Source organism: Campylobacter sp. IFREMER_LSEM_CL2090, assembly GCF_025771865.1.
GTDB classification, from domain to species: Bacteria; Campylobacterota; Campylobacteria; order Campylobacterales; family Campylobacteraceae; genus Campylobacter_D; species Campylobacter_D lari_D.
In genome coordinates this window covers 31,611-47,943 of the sequence record NZ_JAKMRA010000007.1, presented here as the reverse complement: position 1 = coordinate 47,943, position 16,333 = coordinate 31,611, and the positions used below count along the sequence as shown (strand labels likewise).

General features: G+C 28.2%; 19 protein-coding genes. 1 reads left to right on the top strand and 18 read right to left on the bottom strand.

The features are described from left to right. The 15 genes from L8V85_RS05390 to mqnP form a co-directional block, all read right to left on the bottom strand. A complete protein-coding gene (locus tag L8V85_RS05390; RefSeq protein ID WP_263737619.1) occupies positions 1-1,203 on the bottom strand; it encodes an LL-diaminopimelate aminotransferase in 1,203 nt (400 codons plus the stop codon). 12 nt (positions 1,204-1,215) lie between these two features. Next, positions 1,216-2,022 carry a hypothetical protein gene (locus L8V85_RS05385; RefSeq protein WP_263737618.1) on the bottom strand — a complete coding sequence of 269 codons (807 nt, stop codon included), beginning with the start codon at positions 2,020-2,022 and terminating at the stop codon, positions 1,216-1,218. Beyond that, entirely contained in the window at positions 2,016-2,888 is an 873-nt protein-coding gene (locus L8V85_RS05380) for a hypothetical protein (protein WP_263671210.1), read from the bottom strand. Before L8V85_RS05380 ends, L8V85_RS05385 begins: the two co-directional genes overlap by 7 nt. Beyond that, positions 2,881-3,561, bottom strand: a complete 681-nt coding sequence (rlmB, locus tag L8V85_RS05375; protein WP_133319494.1) for a 23S rRNA (guanosine(2251)-2'-O)-methyltransferase RlmB — start codon at positions 3,559-3,561, stop codon at positions 2,881-2,883. Before rlmB ends, L8V85_RS05380 begins: the two co-directional genes overlap by 8 nt. A 19-nt stretch (positions 3,562-3,580) precedes the next feature. Further along, positions 3,581-4,399: a 16S rRNA (cytidine(1402)-2'-O)-methyltransferase gene (gene rsmI / locus L8V85_RS05370; protein WP_263665502.1), complete on the bottom strand. Its 819-nt coding sequence runs from the start codon at positions 4,397-4,399 to the stop codon at positions 3,581-3,583. Then, positions 4,399-4,599, bottom strand: a complete 201-nt coding sequence (gene rpmE / locus L8V85_RS05365; RefSeq protein ID WP_039664588.1) for a 50S ribosomal protein L31 — start codon at positions 4,597-4,599, stop codon at positions 4,399-4,401. Before rpmE ends, rsmI begins: the two co-directional genes overlap by 1 nt. 77 nt (positions 4,600-4,676) lie before the next feature. Beyond that, complete coding sequence (locus L8V85_RS05360; protein ID WP_263662759.1) at positions 4,677-5,339, bottom strand: 16S rRNA (uracil(1498)-N(3))-methyltransferase; 663 nt, start codon at positions 5,337-5,339, stop codon at positions 4,677-4,679. Beyond that, the gene (locus L8V85_RS05355) at positions 5,339-5,749 is read right to left on the bottom strand and encodes a hypothetical protein (protein ID WP_263737617.1); all 411 of its coding nucleotides are present in this window, start codon (positions 5,747-5,749) and stop codon (positions 5,339-5,341) included. The genes L8V85_RS05360 and L8V85_RS05355 overlap by 1 nt, the downstream gene beginning before the upstream one ends. After that, positions 5,749-5,949: a cytochrome C gene (locus tag L8V85_RS05350; RefSeq protein WP_133319490.1), complete on the bottom strand. Its 201-nt coding sequence runs from the start codon at positions 5,947-5,949 to the stop codon at positions 5,749-5,751. The genes L8V85_RS05355 and L8V85_RS05350 overlap by 1 nt, the downstream gene beginning before the upstream one ends. Next, positions 5,949-6,533, bottom strand: coding sequence for a 6-pyruvoyl trahydropterin synthase family protein (locus L8V85_RS05345; RefSeq protein WP_263664558.1), 585 nt, complete (start codon positions 6,531-6,533; stop codon positions 5,949-5,951). Before L8V85_RS05345 ends, L8V85_RS05350 begins: the two co-directional genes overlap by 1 nt. Further along, positions 6,530-7,279 carry a 7-carboxy-7-deazaguanine synthase QueE gene (locus tag L8V85_RS05340; RefSeq protein WP_263665503.1) on the bottom strand — a complete coding sequence of 250 codons (750 nt, stop codon included), beginning with the start codon at positions 7,277-7,279 and terminating at the stop codon, positions 6,530-6,532. Before L8V85_RS05340 ends, L8V85_RS05345 begins: the two co-directional genes overlap by 4 nt. Beyond that, the gene (gene moaA / locus L8V85_RS05335; RefSeq protein WP_263737616.1) at positions 7,279-8,247 is read right to left on the bottom strand and encodes a GTP 3',8-cyclase MoaA; all 969 of its coding nucleotides are present in this window, start codon (positions 8,245-8,247) and stop codon (positions 7,279-7,281) included. The genes L8V85_RS05340 and moaA overlap by 1 nt, the downstream gene beginning before the upstream one ends. Positions 8,248-8,256: 9 nt before the next feature. Continuing rightward, positions 8,257-8,778, bottom strand: coding sequence for a DUF6115 domain-containing protein (locus tag L8V85_RS05330; protein WP_133319486.1), 522 nt, complete (start codon positions 8,776-8,778; stop codon positions 8,257-8,259). Next, entirely contained in the window at positions 8,771-9,268 is a 498-nt protein-coding gene (locus tag L8V85_RS05325) for a hypothetical protein (RefSeq protein ID WP_263671208.1), read from the bottom strand. Before L8V85_RS05325 ends, L8V85_RS05330 begins: the two co-directional genes overlap by 8 nt. Further along, positions 9,265-10,140 carry a menaquinone biosynthesis prenyltransferase MqnP gene (mqnP, locus tag L8V85_RS05320; protein WP_263737615.1) on the bottom strand — a complete coding sequence of 292 codons (876 nt, stop codon included), beginning with the start codon at positions 10,138-10,140 and terminating at the stop codon, positions 9,265-9,267. Before mqnP ends, L8V85_RS05325 begins: the two co-directional genes overlap by 4 nt. 69 nt (positions 10,141-10,209) lie before the next feature. Here mqnP and miaA point away from each other — a divergent pair, with 69 nt between their 5' ends. Beyond that, positions 10,210-11,085: a tRNA (adenosine(37)-N6)-dimethylallyltransferase MiaA gene (gene miaA, locus L8V85_RS05315; protein ID WP_263666593.1), complete on the top strand. Its 876-nt coding sequence runs from the start codon at positions 10,210-10,212 to the stop codon at positions 11,083-11,085. On the opposite strand, the gene L8V85_RS05310 is transcribed toward miaA, so the two are convergent. The 3 genes from L8V85_RS05310 to L8V85_RS05300 are packed head-to-tail and all read right to left on the bottom strand — an operon-like array spanning position 11,076 to position 16,333. Continuing rightward, on the bottom strand, positions 11,076-13,439 hold the full coding sequence (locus L8V85_RS05310) for a tetratricopeptide repeat protein (protein WP_263664553.1): 2,364 nt from the start codon (positions 13,437-13,439) through the stop codon (positions 11,076-11,078). The two genes, miaA and L8V85_RS05310, sit on opposite strands and share 10 nt — an antisense overlap. Before the next feature lie 24 nt (positions 13,440-13,463). Continuing rightward, on the bottom strand, positions 13,464-14,861 hold the full coding sequence (locus L8V85_RS05305; protein WP_263737614.1) for an NADH-quinone oxidoreductase subunit N: 1,398 nt from the start codon (positions 14,859-14,861) through the stop codon (positions 13,464-13,466). Further along, positions 14,861-16,333, bottom strand: a complete 1,473-nt coding sequence (locus L8V85_RS05300; RefSeq protein WP_263737613.1) for a complex I subunit 4 family protein — start codon at positions 16,331-16,333, stop codon at positions 14,861-14,863. The genes L8V85_RS05305 and L8V85_RS05300 overlap by 1 nt, the downstream gene beginning before the upstream one ends.

The following is a 16,333-nucleotide window of genomic DNA, read 5'->3' as shown; positions in this document are numbered from 1 at the left end:
TTATTCTCTTAAATATTTTTTTATATTTCTTGCTGCTTGACGAATGCGGTTTTCATTTTCTATTAAAGCTATTCTAACATACTCATTACCCGCTTCACCAAAACCAACTCCAGGACTTACCGCTACATTTGCTTTTTGCAAAAGCTGTTTAGAAAATTCCATACTTCCAAGGTGAGCTTTACCTTGAGGGAGTTTTGCCCAAACAAACATACTTGCATTAGGTTTTTTCAGCTCCCATCCTGCCTGAAAAAATGAATCAAGCAAGACTTCTAATCTTTTTGCATAAGTTGTCTTAATCTCTTCAACACAAGTTTGATCTCCATCTAAAGCTATAGTAGCAGCAACTTGTATAGGAGTATACATACCATAATCAAACCAAGACTTGATTTTTTTCAAAGCCGCAATTAAGCGTTTATTACCCACTACAAAACCTACACGCCAACCTGCCATATTGTAAGACTTTGAAAGTGTATAAGTTTCTACCGCTACATCTTTAGCACCTTCTACTTCAAAAATAGAAGGGGTTTTATAAGAACCAAAAGTCAAATCTGCATAAGCAATATCAGAAATAATATAAAATCTTTCTTTTTTTGCCATTGCAACTAATCTCTCATAAAAACTTCTTTCCACAGTGACTGTTGTAGGATTGTGCGGAAAATTTACTACTACATATTTTGGACGCGGAATACTTTCATGTAGTGTTTTTTGTAAATTTTCAAAAAAAGTATTTTCATTTAATTCATAATTTTCATTAAAATCAAAATTCATAGTTGCTACATTACCACCTGCTATGATAAAAGCTTGAGTGTGTATAGGGTAAGCGGGTGTAGGTACAATAGCTACATCTCCTGGGTTAATAACGGCTCTTGCTAAATTTACAAAGCCTTCTTTAGAGCCCATCGTTGCAACTACTTCACTTTCAGGATCTAAATCAACATCGTATTTTCTTTTATACCAATTACAAATTGCAAGTCTTAGTTTATAAATTCCACTCGAAGCAGAATAACCAGAAGTTTTTTCTTTATTTGCACTTTCGCAAAGTTTATCTATAATGTGTTGAGGAGTTTTACCATCAGGATTTCCCATAGAAAAATCTATTATATCCTCCCCTGCTCTTCTTGCTGCCATTTTAATCGCATTAACTTCAGCAAAAACATAATTTGGAAGTCTTTCTATGGTATTAAAATGAATTTCTTCAAACATTTTCCATCCTTTTTAGCGTCTTAAGTAAATCTTTAAACCCCTTTTTATGTTATCAAGGCTAAACATATCGCCAATGATAGCATATTTTGCACCCAATGGGATATTTATATTAATTTCATTTTGTTTGTGTGTGTTTTCTATACCTTGAATAAAATTTAAATTTTTATCTAAAAATTGAATTTTACAAAACCAAGAATCAAGATTGTGCGCACTAAGCTCTATGCTTTTTGCTCCTTGTAAATCAACAATATATTCCCTTAAAGGCTTATTTAATTGAGTGATGGTATTTAGTGGAATTTGAGTATTAACTTTAGGTTTTGCTTTTGAAAAATCTAGCTCATACTCATAATTTAATTCTGAAATTTTAGAAATATCTTTAATAAAAACAGAGCTTGATAACAAGGCTTTATAGAAAACTCCTGGATCAAGCATATATTGAGAATCTACAGCTAACTTATAGGTAATATAATTTTCCCTTAAAGTTAATTCAGTTGGTATAAAATACACATAGCCTAATTCGTTTAAAGTATCATTAATAGTTTTAAAAAATAAAACAGAATCAGCTTGAGCTTTAAAACTAAAAGTTAGAGTTTTTGGCTCATTTAATATAAAATTTGCCAAAGAATTAGTTTTTAAAATTTGAGAAATAGTGTAAATATCTACATTTCCGCGTTCATCTTTATAATCATTCCTTGCAAACAAGAGCTCTAATTTTGCATCTTTAGAATTATCATTAACAATATGTTTTGCAACTTCTAAAGCACTTAGTGCAAAAGCGTTAAGAGTAAAAAAAATGGAAAATATAAAAATTCTTACCATAATTTTCCTCTATTTTCTTTGATAAATTCAGCTTTTGTAATTTGTTTGATTTTACCATCTTTAATCATTAAAAATTTAGACACACCGTTTTTAAACTCTAAAGTATTATTATTTTCATCGTTTAAGCTAAAAGCAGCGTGGCCTGTGGTAATTAACATATCTTTATCCAAAGGTAAAACATAATCATTTTTAATAGTTAAAGAGCTCTTTCTAAAAGTTTTTAAATCCACCATACCAAGCCAAAGCTCTGCACTTGGTTTTATAATGCTTTCATTGAGTAAAATGATATTTTCTTCAGGCATATTTGAGCTAGCATTATCTTCTAATGTTTTTTCTGTATTATTGTTCTCGCTTATTGGTTCTAAAATAGTCGCGTTTGTTTCATTATTTTCCATAGCATCATCAGCAAAAAAATTAAGAACTGGTGTTTCATTTTCATCAACTTTTTCTTCTAAAACAACCTGCTCTTGATTTAATACATTGGTAGTATTTTCATCTAAAGTAGAACTTTGAAAAAATCTTGAAACACCCCAGGCCAAAGCTACTATCAAAAGTACTACTACTATAATCACAATATACCATACACTTGAGCTTTCTTTGGTATATGAGTTCATTCTAGGTGAAATATGCACATGATTTTTTTTCTCAATACCATTTTCTTCTAAATAGGCATGATATTCTTCTAAAAAATTAGAAAAGTCAAGCTCATACTCTCTTTGTAAAATTTTAATAAAGCCATTTACATTAAAGCGGGATAAAGACTTAAAATCTTTCTTAATGATATATTCAAGACAAGCTATTTCTATTTGTGTTCTTTTTTGAACTTCTAACAAATTTAAATCTTCTAATTTTTTCCAACTATCCATTTTTCATCCTATCGCAAAGTATTGCAAATGCTGCACTAACATTTAAACTATCAAAATCATTGTGCATTTTTATACCTACGCACTCATCGCATTTTTTAAGCACCTTTGGCGCTATACCAAAACCTTCACTTCCCATAATCAAAACTTTTTTATCTTTAGCCTTGATAGTATGTATATCACTACCTCCGCTTGCACTAGCATAGATATAAAAACCTTTTTGTTTTAACTCATTTATCATGCTTAAAATATCATCATTTAAGACTATTTTCATATCTAAAGCTGCTCCACTACTTGCACGAATAACTCCATCCATAGCCACGCTTTTAGCTACCAAAATAACCCCATCAGCACCTAAAGCATAAGCACTACGCACGATAGCACCTATATTTCCAACATCGCTAATATTATATAAAATAACTATAAAATCTTTTTCTTTTAAACTCTCAAAAGAGCTAAATTCAAATTCATCAATTTCCATTAAAAAACCTTGATGATTTCCACCTCTTGCCAAGCTTTGTGCGGCTTTAAAATCGAGTTTTTTAATTTTTTTTGATGCCCTTGTTATTTTTGAAAAATCAGCTTTTTCACATTCTTTCGCTAAATAAATTTCTTTAATTTTTTCTTCATGCTTTTCTAAGATATAAAAAAACACTTGCTTACCATAAACTATCATTTTTAAATAATAACCAAATTCAACTTAAAAGCAGTTTTTGATAATTTTCTTTTGGAGATTTTGCATTGATTTTCGAAAGAAGTTTTGCCTTTGCCTTTAAAGATAAATCAAGCTCATAAACATCTTGCTCACACAAGGTATTTTGATGAAATTGCTTTTCTTTAGCATTTACCACTGCACACCATTCACCGCGTAAATCCATTGTTTTTAATTTTTCCAAAACCTCTAAAGCTTCTGCTCTAAATTTAGTTTCAAATTTCTTTGTTGCTTCTTTTATGATAAAAATTTCTCTTAAAGGATCAATTTTACTAATTTCTTCTACTAAATTAAGTATTCTAGTGGGTGCTTCATAAACTATACTAGGATAAGGATTAAGCATTAAATTTTCAATATCTTTTTGTCTTTGAGGATTTTTATTGGCCAAAAAACCCATAAAAATAAATTCTTTTTTACAAAATGCACTTGAAACCAATGCAAGCAAAGCAGCATTTGATCCTGTTAAGACTTCATAGTCAATATTGTTTTTAATAGCATATTCGATTAAAAATTGCCCCGGATCGCTAATACCTGGCATACCTGCATCACTTAAATATGCAATATCTTGTTTAAAAAAATCCTCATCTATTTTTGCTAAAAAATCTTTTTCATTATGAGTATGTAAAGCTATATATTTATCAGGCTTTATTTCTAAATTAAATTTTTCATTAAGAAGATGAATTAAAGATTTGCAAACTCTTGTATCTTCACATAAAAAGAGCTTGCATTTTTGTAAAATTTCTAAAGAATGAAAAGAAATATCGTTTAAATTTCCTATGGGCGTAGGAATAAAATATAACATTATTGCATTGCGTATTTTTTCTTAAATTTCTCTACACGACCCGCAGCATCTACGATTTTTTCACTACCTGTAAAGAATGGGTGGCAGCTTGAACAAATATCAACTTTAATTTCTGATTTATTTGACTTAGTAGTAAAAGAATTTCCACAAGCACAACTAACTTTACACTCTACATATTCTGGGTGAATTTCTTTCTTCATTGTTTATCCTTTTTCAAAACATTAAGGCGTAATTATATAGATTTTTATATAAAAAATAGCTAAATTTAAGCATGCTTTTAAATTATAAATTTTGAAGCAACCCCTATAAGTGCTGTTTGTGCTTTAAGTATATAGTTGGCTTGTAATTTTGCTCTTTTTATATTTATTTCTCTTTCTTTTTGCGAAAATCCGCCTTCAGCCCCAACCAAAAATACATATCTATCGGGATCAAAATTCATCAAATCTTTACCTTCAAAATCTATCAAAACAATATTTTCATAAGCTTGCTGAAATTTTTTAAAGTCATCAAAACTTTCAAGTTCCATTAAAGAAGCACGACCGCATTGCTGGGATGATTCTATAAGAATTTTTTCCATTCTTTTAAAATCTAATTTAAAATTTTTTTGCGAGTATTCCATATACACAAAAGAAAGTTTTGCTACTCCAAGTTCATTTAAAAAAGGTAAAGTTTTTTCTATAACCTTTGGATCAATCACCGCCAAAGCTAAATGTATATATGTTTTTAATTCTTGTTTTTCTTCTTTTTTGTCAAGTAAATTTAATACGCAAGAGCGTCTAGAAAGCTCTATGCATTCATAAGTGTAAGTATAAAAATCTTTCAAATTCTTTAATATAATTTTATCACTCACTTTAATTCTTCGAGCCTTTAAGTGCAAAAAGGCTTCATTTTCTAGCTCTAAACTTGCAGTACCACTTTGTGGGTGATATAAAAATTGCATTAAAAATAAAACCTCTTAAGTAAATAAGGTACAAAAAGTAAGAATATACCTAAACACAAAATAAAAAAACTTAAAAATCTAAATTTAGCATAGCGTTTAAACAATCTTGCTTTTTTAAATAAAACAAATTGATAAATAGCCAAAGCAAAAATCAAAATCCAACAAAAGCACATAGAAAGCACATAGAAATTAAATTCAAAATGCTTTAAAGCCCATAACAAACTTCCAGTAAAAAGTGTAATTGCTAAAAACAAATAATAAATTGGCAAAAATAGACGAATTCTTTTTATAAAGATAAATTCTTGTGAGAAGTTACTTTGAGTCAAATACAAATAAAACAACATTAAAAAACCATTTGTATATAAACTATACACATGCAATGCTAAAAAAAATTCATAACTTTGATCCATTATTGTCCTTGTGTATTATTTTCATCTTGTATATCATCATCAACAGGTATAGGAAGTGTTTCATCATCTATAATGACATTAGAATCACTTTGTTCAATCTGAACTTGCTCGGTTTGTATTTCTTTTTTTATATTTTTATTCTCTTGATTTGAACAAGCCATAAAAAGCAATATTGGCACAATCAATAAAATCTTTTTCATTACACCTCCTTTTGATTGATAAAAACAAAATTTACATCTTGAAGTTTTTCAAAAAAATCTTTGTCTTTCCATTCATCTCTTATAGCTTGTGAAAAGTCAATATCTGCCAAATCAATCTTTGGTAAAAATTCACTATAAGCATCTTCTCTAAAACCTTGTGCATAACCTGTTCTTGTTTCATGCACAATAATGCTTTTTAAACTAACACCTTGCTCACCATTGACCATCTTAGTCTTTAAAAGCAAAGTATCAATCAGTACAAAAAATATGCGTACAAAATTTTCCGCACTTACATTCACAGGTAAACTCACCCATCTTTGCGAGTGCTTTTTCATATCTTCTAAATAAGCTTTATCATCATCTTTAAAAAGCGTAATAGCATGATCAAAACTATCAATAATTTGTTTTATCTCATCTTTTAACAAACCAAAATCATACACCATTCCAGCATTATCAAGGTATTTACTCTCAAGTAAAATTTCTACCTTATAAGAGTGGCCATGTATGCTTGTTTTACATCGCTTGGAGCTACAAAATCTAACAATATGAGCATTTTCAAATTCAAATATTTTTCTAATAATCATACGCCTTCTTTATCTCCCCAAATTCTAATATGCAATCTATCGGAGTAATTATATCCATTTTTTATACAAAATTCAGCAACACTTAAGGCGTTTTTGGAAATTTCTTCTTCATTTGACCCCATAGGCATACAAAAAACATCATTTTTACAAACTTGTAAAATTTCATTGATTTCTTTTAAGGCTTTATTTTCTTGTAAAAAATCCTTATCCAAAACAAATTTATAAAAACTTTCCTTAGCATAATTTTTAAAAGCTTTCAAAGCTTTTTCATTAATTCTTTTTTCTTTTTTTACACCACTATTGCTAAGCTTTACTCCTAAAGCAAAATAACATTTTTTATACAAAGGATATTTTTCAAAATCAATTTCAATACTTGCATTTGTTTCAAAATGCACCATAAAATCATTTTCTAAAAGTAAATTAATAAAACACAAAAAATCTTTATTTTGATAATTTAACAAAGGCTCACCACCCGTAATTACAACTATAACTTTGCGTGAATTTGCTAGCTTCAAAACCTCATCAAAAAGCTTTGTTGAAGTATATGTTTTATAACAAGTTTTAAATTCTTTAGTAAAAACAGCTCTTATAGTATCACAGCCCAAAAGTATTTTAGAATCTTTTTCTTTTTTTACTCCAAAGCCTGCGCAGTTAAAATTACACCCGGCAAATCTTACAAATATAGCCAAATTTCCACTATATTTTCCCTCACCTTGCAAGCTTAAAAAAGTTTCAACAACTTCCATTATCCACCTGTTTGATAAAAGGCTCTTGTAGAACTTTGATTGGCATCATTTTCTGCCCATCTATTTTTTTCTGATTTATTTTTTATCACGGTTTTTAAAACTTCACAAGCACTTGCTATGTCTTTATTGCGTATAGCTTTTTTAATACTTAAAGCCTCATCATAATATAAACAAGGTATTAAAAGCCCTTCGGCTGAAAGCCTTATACGGTTACAACTATCACAAAAATCATGGCTATGTGGATCAATAATGCCAAACTCATACCCATCTTCAAGTTCATAAATAGTCGCAGGTGCATTTGGACTTTTTTGTCCTTGTTTAAAAGAATACTTTTGAGCAATGATATTTAAAATTTCTGTTGATTTTAAGCCTTTTAAATCTCCATAAGCATGATAATTTTCCATAAATTCTATAAAGCGAATTTGGCTTTTGCGTGCTTTGGCAAATTCTAAAAGATCGATAAATTCACTATCATTAATCCCTTTAAGAGCTACGGTGTTAAATTTAATATTAAAACCTAATTCTAAAGCCTCATTAATACCATTTAACACATCTTTGAGTATGTTTTTTTGAGCTAATTTAAAGGCCACTTCTTCTTTTAAAGTATCCAAAGAGATGTTAATTCTTTTTAAGCCCGCTTGTTTTAAATCCTTTGCTTGTTGTTTTAATAAAGAAGCATTAGTAGTAAGCGCTAGATCTATATCTTGCTTATACTCACTAATCATAGCAATAAATTTATGCAAATCTTTTCTTACTAAAGGCTCACCGCCTGTAATACGAATTTTCTTAACTCCTTCATCAATACAAACTTTAACAAACATAAAAAGCTCTTCAAATGATAAAAGATTTTCCTTAGCACTCCATTCAAATGGAGTTTTTGGCATACAATAAAGGCAACGAAAATTACATCTTTGTGTTACTGAAATTCTTAAATAATCGACCACTCTTCCATAGCTATCTACTAACATCAAAGGCCTTTATAATAATTTATTAAATTTTAAAATAAGCTCAACCCTGCCCATACCTATACGCAAATCTTTTGCAATTTGCTCTATGGATTTTTTTTGATTAAAAAGTTCTATGACTTTTTGCTCTTCATTATCATAGCTTGGGCTTAATTTTGTAATACTTTGGGTTTTTTGTTCTAAATTTAATAAACGATTTTTTTGCTCACTTTGAAATTCTTCAATTACTTCCTCTACTTCTTTTAAAGCACTTAAAATAGGAATAATATTTTGATTGATTTTTTGTTCTAGCACCTGCAAAAGTTCTTCTTTTAATTCTTCTCTTATGGCTTCAGTGTCTATTTCTTCTTTTTCTTGCTCTTGCTCATCTAAACTTTCTTTTTTTAAATAATGATATTGTTTATTTAAATCTTCTATCATTTTACCAAGCTCATTAATCTTAACAATACTTTCTTTTTCTTTAATCATCATATAAGCAAACATAGCAAAAATTAATAAAGCTACAACTAGCCACAATAATAAATCACTATCCATTTTCTTGCTCCTTTAAAATTTTAATCATTGCTCTTTGCATATTTGCTACAAAATTATCATACACGAGCTCATCTTCTGCTTTTATTTGCGTGATTTTTGCTTCATTCTCATTTAATGCTTTAAAAAAAATACTAATTTTTTGACCATTTAAATTAAATCTAGCATAATAATCTTCATCTTGCATTAAACACCTATCTTTAAATTGAATATGTGTAAAATTTACCCCAATCACAAAAGATTTATATTTTAAATTAACAAATAATTTTGTTTTATTAATATCATTTTTTATCAAATACAATTCTTGCTTTAAATCCATAAGCAAATCAAAAATCAACTGCTCGCCATCGCTAAATTCTACCCTTGAAGCAAGCTTTTTCCATTTGCTTAAATTGACATAATTATTACTTGAAACATATTCTTGCAAAAACTCTTCATATCTTTCTGTGCTCTCTTCAAATTCTAATTCCAAAGAACTTTTAAAAAATTTCATCTCCATAAAAGATCAACCCATATAAAAATAAAAAACACTATACTTAAATACCCATTTAAAGTAAAAAATGCTTTGTCAATTTTTGCAAAATTCTTTCTAACAATGCGGTGCTCAAAAAATAAAATAACAGCACTAACAATCACACCTAAAAATGCAATATTTCCTGTTGGAGCTACCCAAACAAATAAAAACCAAAAAAGCACTGCTAAAACATGACAAAATGCTGAGATGAACAAGGTTGCTTCAAGCCCAAATTTAGCAGGTATAGAGTGCAAGCCTGTCTTTTTATCATACTCCATATCTTGTAAAGCATAAAGTAAATCAAAACCAGCTGTCCAAAAAGTAACACCCAAACACAAAATAACACTATAAATTTCAATACTTGCCAAAACCACAATACTGCCTGCAATAGGAGCAAGTCCTAAGCAAAATCCTAATACTAAATGCGCTAGGGATGAAAATCTTTTAAAGGCTGAATAAATAGCTAAAATAAACAATACCGGCAAAGAAAGAGCAAAGGCTAGTTTGTTGATAAAATAACTTGCCAAAACAAAAATAATAGCATTTAAAATAATAAAAAGTAAAATGCTAGTTTTACCTATACGACCATCGATATTAGGTCTATTTGCACATCTTGGATTGTCTCTATCAATGTCCTCATCCATCAAACGATTGATTGCCATTGCAAAATTTCTTGCACTTACCGCGCAAATAACACCCAAAAACAAAGCTTTAAAACCAAACCAAGTGCTATCATTTAAAATAACAGAAGCTACAATCATCGAAACAAACAAAAATGGTAAAGCAAAAATAGAATGCTTAAAAACAATCAAGTCCAAAATATCTTTTAATTTTTCTTTTAATAAAGGCATTTTTTCTCTTTATAATATATTTTTGTTATGATTTTACTAAAATAATTTTAAATTTAGGATATTTTTACGATGTTTTTTGAATTTGCACTCATTGGAACTACTGCAAGTGGCAAAACAGAACTTGCTAACAAACTAGCTTATGAATTTAATGCAAGTATTTTAAGCCTTGATAGTCTTTGCGTGTATAAACAAATCAACATCGCTTCAGCCAAAACAGAGCAAAAAACCTTAGATGAGCTTGATTATTTTGGCATAAATTTATTAAATGTCAATGAGCATTTTAACATCGCTTTGTTTTTTGAAGAATACAAAAAAGCAAAAGCCTTTGCTCAAAAAAACAATCAAATGCTTATCATCACAGGTGGAACTAGTTTTTATTTAAAAGCTTTAATGGATGGCTTGAGTGAAAATTTCAAAGAAAGTCAAAGCACGCTAGGTAATGATGAAATTTATCATTTAATGATAAAAATTGATCCACATGCCAAAATAGAAAAAAACGACACCTATCGCTTAAAAAAATGGCTTGGAATTTATGAGCAAACTAATAAAATCCCAAGCGAAGTTTTAAAAGAAACAAAACAAGAAGCTTTAATTAAAAAACTTGATATTTTTGAAATTTCTTGGCAAAAAGATCTTTTGGAAAAACGCATTATTAAACGCACTAAAAATATGCTTGATGAGGGTTTAATAGATGAAGCTAAAATGCTATATAGTAACTATGATCATCATTTAAAAGCACTAAATTCCATAGGCTTAAAAGAATGTAAAGATTTTTTAGATAAAAAAATAAATTTAAACGAGCTTGAAGAACTCATCATCATTCACACAAGACAACTTGCCAAAAGACAAAGAACTTTTAATAAAAAATTCAACAAAGAAATTTTAGATTTTCAAAACGCTTATGAAAATTTAAAAGCTTATATTTTAAAAAAACATCAAGGCTGAGTGTTTAAGACATTTAATTTATCTTTACATAAATTTTGCCAATTGCTTGTTGTGTTAATATCTATACAATTTTGCAAACTTTGCTTTTGATTTTGCATATCTTTTAAATCTTCATAAATATTACTTTGCATATAAAAAGCTCTTGCGCGCTCATCATCTTTTAAAGGATTAGCAAGCAAATCTTTAAACAAAGTTAAGGCTTGTTGAGCTTGATTGTTTTGTTTTAAAGCTTTGATATAGATAAATTCTAAATCCGGACTAAAAAGATTTACTCCTTTTAAATTTTGATAATCAATAGCCTTTGGAGCATAAGTTAAAATACTTGTTAGAAAATTATTTTTTTCACAATAACGCAAAAACTCATAATATAATTCCACCATACGATAATTCATAGGAAATTGCTCTAGTTTTTGCAAAGTTCTTATCATAGCATTATAATCTTGCAATTTAAGTTCAGCAAAAAATTTAATATAATTTGCTTCAAATTTTTCATCATCGCTAATAATAGTTCTTGTATTTAAAATATCATTAATTGTTTTTACAACAAAACGATAACGCTTATCTTTAAGCGCTAAATCTGCACTTTGGAGTTTATAAAAAATAATATCATCATTTTCATTTTCAACTATATATTTTTTAGCTTCTTCTATACGAGTAGTACGCTTAAAGCATTCAAGCATTTGTTTTTTATTTTGTATTTTATTTCCCACATCATAGACCTTAAAATCATCATATATTTTAACAGCAGCTAAGCACTCATCATTTTTTAAATTTTGTTCTAAAACTAAAATAGCAGCTTGTTCTAAAAGATTTTTGATTTCTTTGTTGGAATATTTTTCTATGTCTTTTTGATAACTTACAACTTTTTCATAATTTTTTTCTTGAAAATATAATCTCACATTATCAAATAAAGCCATACTAGAAATTTCTCCAGCATACTTTTGCATGATCTCTTCATATCTTTGATGTAAAAAACTTGCATTATTGTCTTTTAAATATAAGAAATTTTTATCTTGAGCTTCTTTTATTAAACTCACATATTCACCCAAAGGAAAATCTTCTGTGTAAAGATCTAAATACTTTTGAGCTTTAGTATGTTCATTTGCATTTAACAAAGCCAAAGAAAGATCTTTTAATACTCTTTCATATTCCTTATCGACTTTAGTCAAATGCGTAAAAATATACTCATAAATTTTAGAACTTAAATCATAAATTCTATGATTACTAAAAGCCTTAGCTAAGGATAAAGAATTTTCTAAATCACTCATAAAAAATTCAGGATTTGACTCTAAAATTTTACTTGCTAACTCCTTGGCTTCTTTTGTATTTTGCGCTTCTAAATAATTTTTAGACAAAAATAAAGCAGCTCTACTAGCTAAATCTGCATTCGGAGTAGAATAATATACATCTTGATAAATATTATTTGCTATATTTTTTTTACCCAAATGATATAAATAATCTGCATAATCAAGTAAAGCTATTATAGTATATTTATCGTCTTTATGCTCAGTACTTAAAGTATCAATAATATAATCAACATTAGACCTTTGAGATAAGCCCATATAAACTCTCATCATGATATACATTACTTCCGTATAATCTTTATCATTAATATAAGTTCTCACCCATCTTTTAGCATCATCTAGCATTTGCTCTAAAATTTGTTGATCTTTATCAAGCTCATAGGTATAAAGCTTATTTTGCGCTCTTAATTTATAAAGCTCAAATTCATTCATAAATACACTACCTTGATAACGCTTAATAGCATTAACAGCATCTCGTAAAACTTGATCGTATTTTTTGGCTTCATATTCTTGTTTGATATTAAAATATGCATTAAAATCTGCACTTTTTGAAGTTTCCATAGGATTAGAATTTAAATCCAATGCTCCAATATAAGGCATTAATGCATCATCAAAATAAATATCAAAATCAAGTCCATCGCTAGGTTTATAATACCTTAAATCCTTAGTAAAAATAAACACAAAATGTTTAGAAGTATCTCCATTTTGACTTTGAATTTCTTTAGCATTAAAAATATCTTGAGAATAATTAAACATTTTAGCTAAAATTTTAGGATATATTTTAATTGTCAAAAAAGTTTGGTGTTTTTCAAAATAAATTGTAAAATCATCAAATTCTTTATTTTGAAATTGCATATTACTAACGCCCAAAACATTACACTCAAAATGAGTTTTTTCAAATTCAAAAATACTCTTGCAAGTAAAATCTTTATTATCTTTTAAATGCAAAAGTGTAAAGGGACGATTTTGTTCTTCCCCTTTATTAACAATAACTTCAAAAGAAAATATATAATTTATGCTTAATAATAATAAAAATAAAATCCTTATCATGAGCGTGATTATAGCAATATTATTTCACAAAAGCAAAAACGCACATGATAAGCTTCCAATAAAACATAAACTTAAAATAATCTTTTGCCTAATATCTAAATTTATACTCTTTATAGATTGATTTTTTTTAAAAAAGATATAAATTAAAATTTTCAAATAAGCATAAAGCATGATCATAGAACTTAAAGCTATAGCAAATATAAGTACATAATAGCCTGAATTTAAAATAGAAGCTAAAATTAAAATTTTACCCCAAAAAATCCCAAAAGGTGGAATTCCTGCTATACATAAAATAAACATAGCTAATATTATAGATAATACGGGTCTTTGATCAAATAAGCCAGAAAAACTTTCAAATGAGCTTTTTTGAAATAAACTTAAGATTAAAAAAATTCCATAGTTTGCAAAAGCAAAAGAAACCCAATAAACGAACAAGGCAAAAATTGAAAGCAGGTAAGAAGTTCCATCTCCTTGAGAACTCACACTCATACTAGAAACAATAACAGCCAATATAAAAGAAGAATGAGTAATAGAGCTATATGCAAGCATTTTTTTTGCATCTTTTTGAATTAAAGCCACTATGCTTACAGCAAGCATAGAAAAAATTGCTAACGATGCGACTATGTATTCAAATTTTACTCCACCGCCTAAAGCAGAAAAAATTCTTAAAACTACTATTATCATAGCAATTTTTGGAACAATAGATATGAAAGCTATAAAATTTGTATGAACTCCACAATATACATCTTTTAGCCAAAAATGAAAAGGAGCGATAGAAAGTTTTACTCCAACAATAACCAAAAACATCACTCCAGCACATAATAATACAGGATCTGAAATATATTCAGAATGCAATAAATTATCCAAATCCAAAGACTTTGTTTTTAAATACACAAAAGCACAAGCAAAAACAAAAAATCCAGCCCCTACTGCAGCTAAGGCAAAATATTTTATGCTAGAACTAATAGCATTATGAGTTCCTCTTAATGCTATTAATGTATAAAGAGCTAAAGAAGATCCTTCTAAAGCTAGGAAAATCACAATCAAATTAGTACTTGAAACCATTAATATTAAGGAAGCAACCATAAACAAAAATAAAGAAAAAAATTCTGCTCTTTGTTCATCTTTGTCTATAAGCAAATAAAGTATAGAAAAAAACAAAATAATTATTTGCGCAAAAATTGCATAATTATCGCTTACAAATAAACCAAAAAAAGCATGAGAATTATCTAAAACAAAACCATTATAAAGCAATAAAAAACACAAAGTGCTAAGCAAAGCTATAACACTTGCTCCTATATAAAAATTTCTAGAAAGTTTTTTAAATGCACTCAATAAAAGTAATGCAATAGCCCAAAAAAGCAATGACAACACAGGAAATAATAATACAAAATTTAATTTTTCTAAACTAAAACCACTCATTAAAAACCTCTTATACTATCTATGATTTTTTGATTTTCTATAGCGATATTTCTTGTTTGCATAACTTCAAGAATACTATTTACATTAGAAGCAATTTGATCTAGCATAGCACTTGGAGCTACCCCTAAATAAATCACTAATGCACTTAAAATACTTAAAACAAAAATTTCACCTTTTTTAAGCGTAAATTTACTGCACACTTCTTCTTCGCAAGTAGTAAAAAACATATTTCTATAAATATTTAGCATATAAATAGCTCCTAAAACGATTACACCGCCCGCAAATAATGCATACCATAAATTTACACTTGCCACACCTTGCAAGATCAAAAACTCACCTACAAAGGAAATAGTCAAAGGCAATGAAATAGATGAAAACAACAATACTGCAAAGAAAAAGCTAAATAATGGGGCTGTTTTAGCTAAATTTTTATAAAAGTCTAAATCAAAAGTATGATATCTTTTGTAAAGCATATAAGCGGCTAAAAATAAGCCACCTGTTACTATACCATGTGCAAACATATAAAATACAGAACCACTAACCCCATTATAAGTAAAAGTTACGATACCTAAAATTACCACACCCAAATGCGAAATTGAGCTATAAGCAATTAATTCTTTTAAATCCTTGGCTTTAAAAGCAATTAAGGCTGCATATAAAATTCCAACTATACATAAAATAGCAAGTAAAGAATAATAATGATTCAAAGTATCAGGCGCTAAAGGCAAAATAAATCTTAAAAACCCAAAAGGTGCCATTTTAAAGCTTACAAGCATTACAGATACTAAAGTCGGACTTTTGGCATAAACCTTTGGAGCCCAAGTATGAAAAGGAAACAAAGGACTTTTAATCGCAAAAGCAATAAAAAATCCTACAAATATTAGATTTTGTGCATTCTCAGGTATAAAAAATTCACTCTTATACCAAGCTAACAAATCAAAACTCCAATATCCAAAACTTTGATAATACAAAAATCCCACATAAATAATAGCTAAAAGCATAAGCATAGAACCGCAAAATGCATAAATGAAAAATTTAATCCCTGCCTTATAATTATCTGAATATCTACCTATTAAATAAATAAGCGGTATAAGAGAAAACTCCCAAAATACATAAAACAATAAAGCATCCAATGAAGCAAAAAGTCCTACAATGCAAAATTGTAATAAAAATATACTTATTACAACACTTTTATCTTGAATATCCAAACATATAAAAGATAAAAAAATCATAACAGAACAAAGTAATATTAAATAAAGCGCTATAGCATCTACACCTATGTGAAAATTAACTATCAAAGAATTTAAACTAAATTCATAAGCCATGCCACCATCGTAGTTAAATAACAAAAAAACATTAAAAACTAAAATCAAAAAACTAACTAAAACAGCAAAGGACTTGCTATCTTCTTTTTGTAAAAATAAAGCTATAAAAGCCGCAAAAAATGGAAATAACATTAATAAACCGAGCAT

What these genes read in the sequence shown, in the direction of transcription:
- L8V85_RS05390 (WP_263737619.1), bottom strand. Translation starts at nt 1,203, where the DNA reads ATGTTTGAAGAAATTCATTTTAATACCATAGAAAGACTTCCAAATTAT.
- L8V85_RS05385 (WP_263737618.1), bottom strand. Translation starts at nt 2,022, where the DNA reads ATGGTAAGAATTTTTATATTTTCCATTTTTTTTACTCTTAACGCTTTT.
- L8V85_RS05380 (WP_263671210.1), bottom strand. Translation starts at nt 2,888, where the DNA reads ATGGATAGTTGGAAAAAATTAGAAGATTTAAATTTGTTAGAAGTTCAA.
- rlmB (WP_133319494.1), bottom strand. Translation starts at nt 3,561, where the DNA reads ATGATAGTTTATGGTAAGCAAGTGTTTTTTTATATCTTAGAAAAGCAT.
- rsmI (WP_263665502.1), bottom strand. Translation starts at nt 4,399, where the DNA reads ATGTTATATTTTATTCCTACGCCCATAGGAAATTTAAACGATATTTCT.
- rpmE (WP_039664588.1), bottom strand. Translation starts at nt 4,599, where the DNA reads ATGAAGAAAGAAATTCACCCAGAATATGTAGAGTGTAAAGTTAGTTGT.
- L8V85_RS05360 (WP_263662759.1), bottom strand. Translation starts at nt 5,339, where the DNA reads ATGCAATTTTTATATCACCCACAAAGTGGTACTGCAAGTTTAGAGCTA.
- L8V85_RS05355 (WP_263737617.1), bottom strand. Translation starts at nt 5,749, where the DNA reads ATGGATCAAAGTTATGAATTTTTTTTAGCATTGCATGTGTATAGTTTA.
- L8V85_RS05350 (WP_133319490.1), bottom strand. Translation starts at nt 5,949, where the DNA reads ATGAAAAAGATTTTATTGATTGTGCCAATATTGCTTTTTATGGCTTGT.
- L8V85_RS05345 (WP_263664558.1), bottom strand. Translation starts at nt 6,533, where the DNA reads ATGATTATTAGAAAAATATTTGAATTTGAAAATGCTCATATTGTTAGA.
- L8V85_RS05340 (WP_263665503.1), bottom strand. Translation starts at nt 7,279, where the DNA reads ATGGAAGTTGTTGAAACTTTTTTAAGCTTGCAAGGTGAGGGAAAATAT.
- moaA (WP_263737616.1), bottom strand. Translation starts at nt 8,247, where the DNA reads ATGTTAGTAGATAGCTATGGAAGAGTGGTCGATTATTTAAGAATTTCA.
- L8V85_RS05330 (WP_133319486.1), bottom strand. Translation starts at nt 8,778, where the DNA reads ATGGATAGTGATTTATTATTGTGGCTAGTTGTAGCTTTATTAATTTTT.
- L8V85_RS05325 (WP_263671208.1), bottom strand. Translation starts at nt 9,268, where the DNA reads ATGAAATTTTTTAAAAGTTCTTTGGAATTAGAATTTGAAGAGAGCACA.
- mqnP (WP_263737615.1), bottom strand. Translation starts at nt 10,140, where the DNA reads ATGCCTTTATTAAAAGAAAAATTAAAAGATATTTTGGACTTGATTGTT.
- miaA (WP_263666593.1), top strand. Translation starts at nt 10,210, where the DNA reads ATGTTTTTTGAATTTGCACTCATTGGAACTACTGCAAGTGGCAAAACA.
- L8V85_RS05310 (WP_263664553.1), bottom strand. Translation starts at nt 13,439, where the DNA reads ATGATAAGGATTTTATTTTTATTATTATTAAGCATAAATTATATATTT.
- L8V85_RS05305 (WP_263737614.1), bottom strand. Translation starts at nt 14,861, where the DNA reads ATGAGTGGTTTTAGTTTAGAAAAATTAAATTTTGTATTATTATTTCCT.
- L8V85_RS05300 (WP_263737613.1), bottom strand. Translation starts at nt 16,333, where the DNA reads ATGCTCGGTTTATTAATGTTATTTCCATTTTTTGCGGCTTTTATAGCT.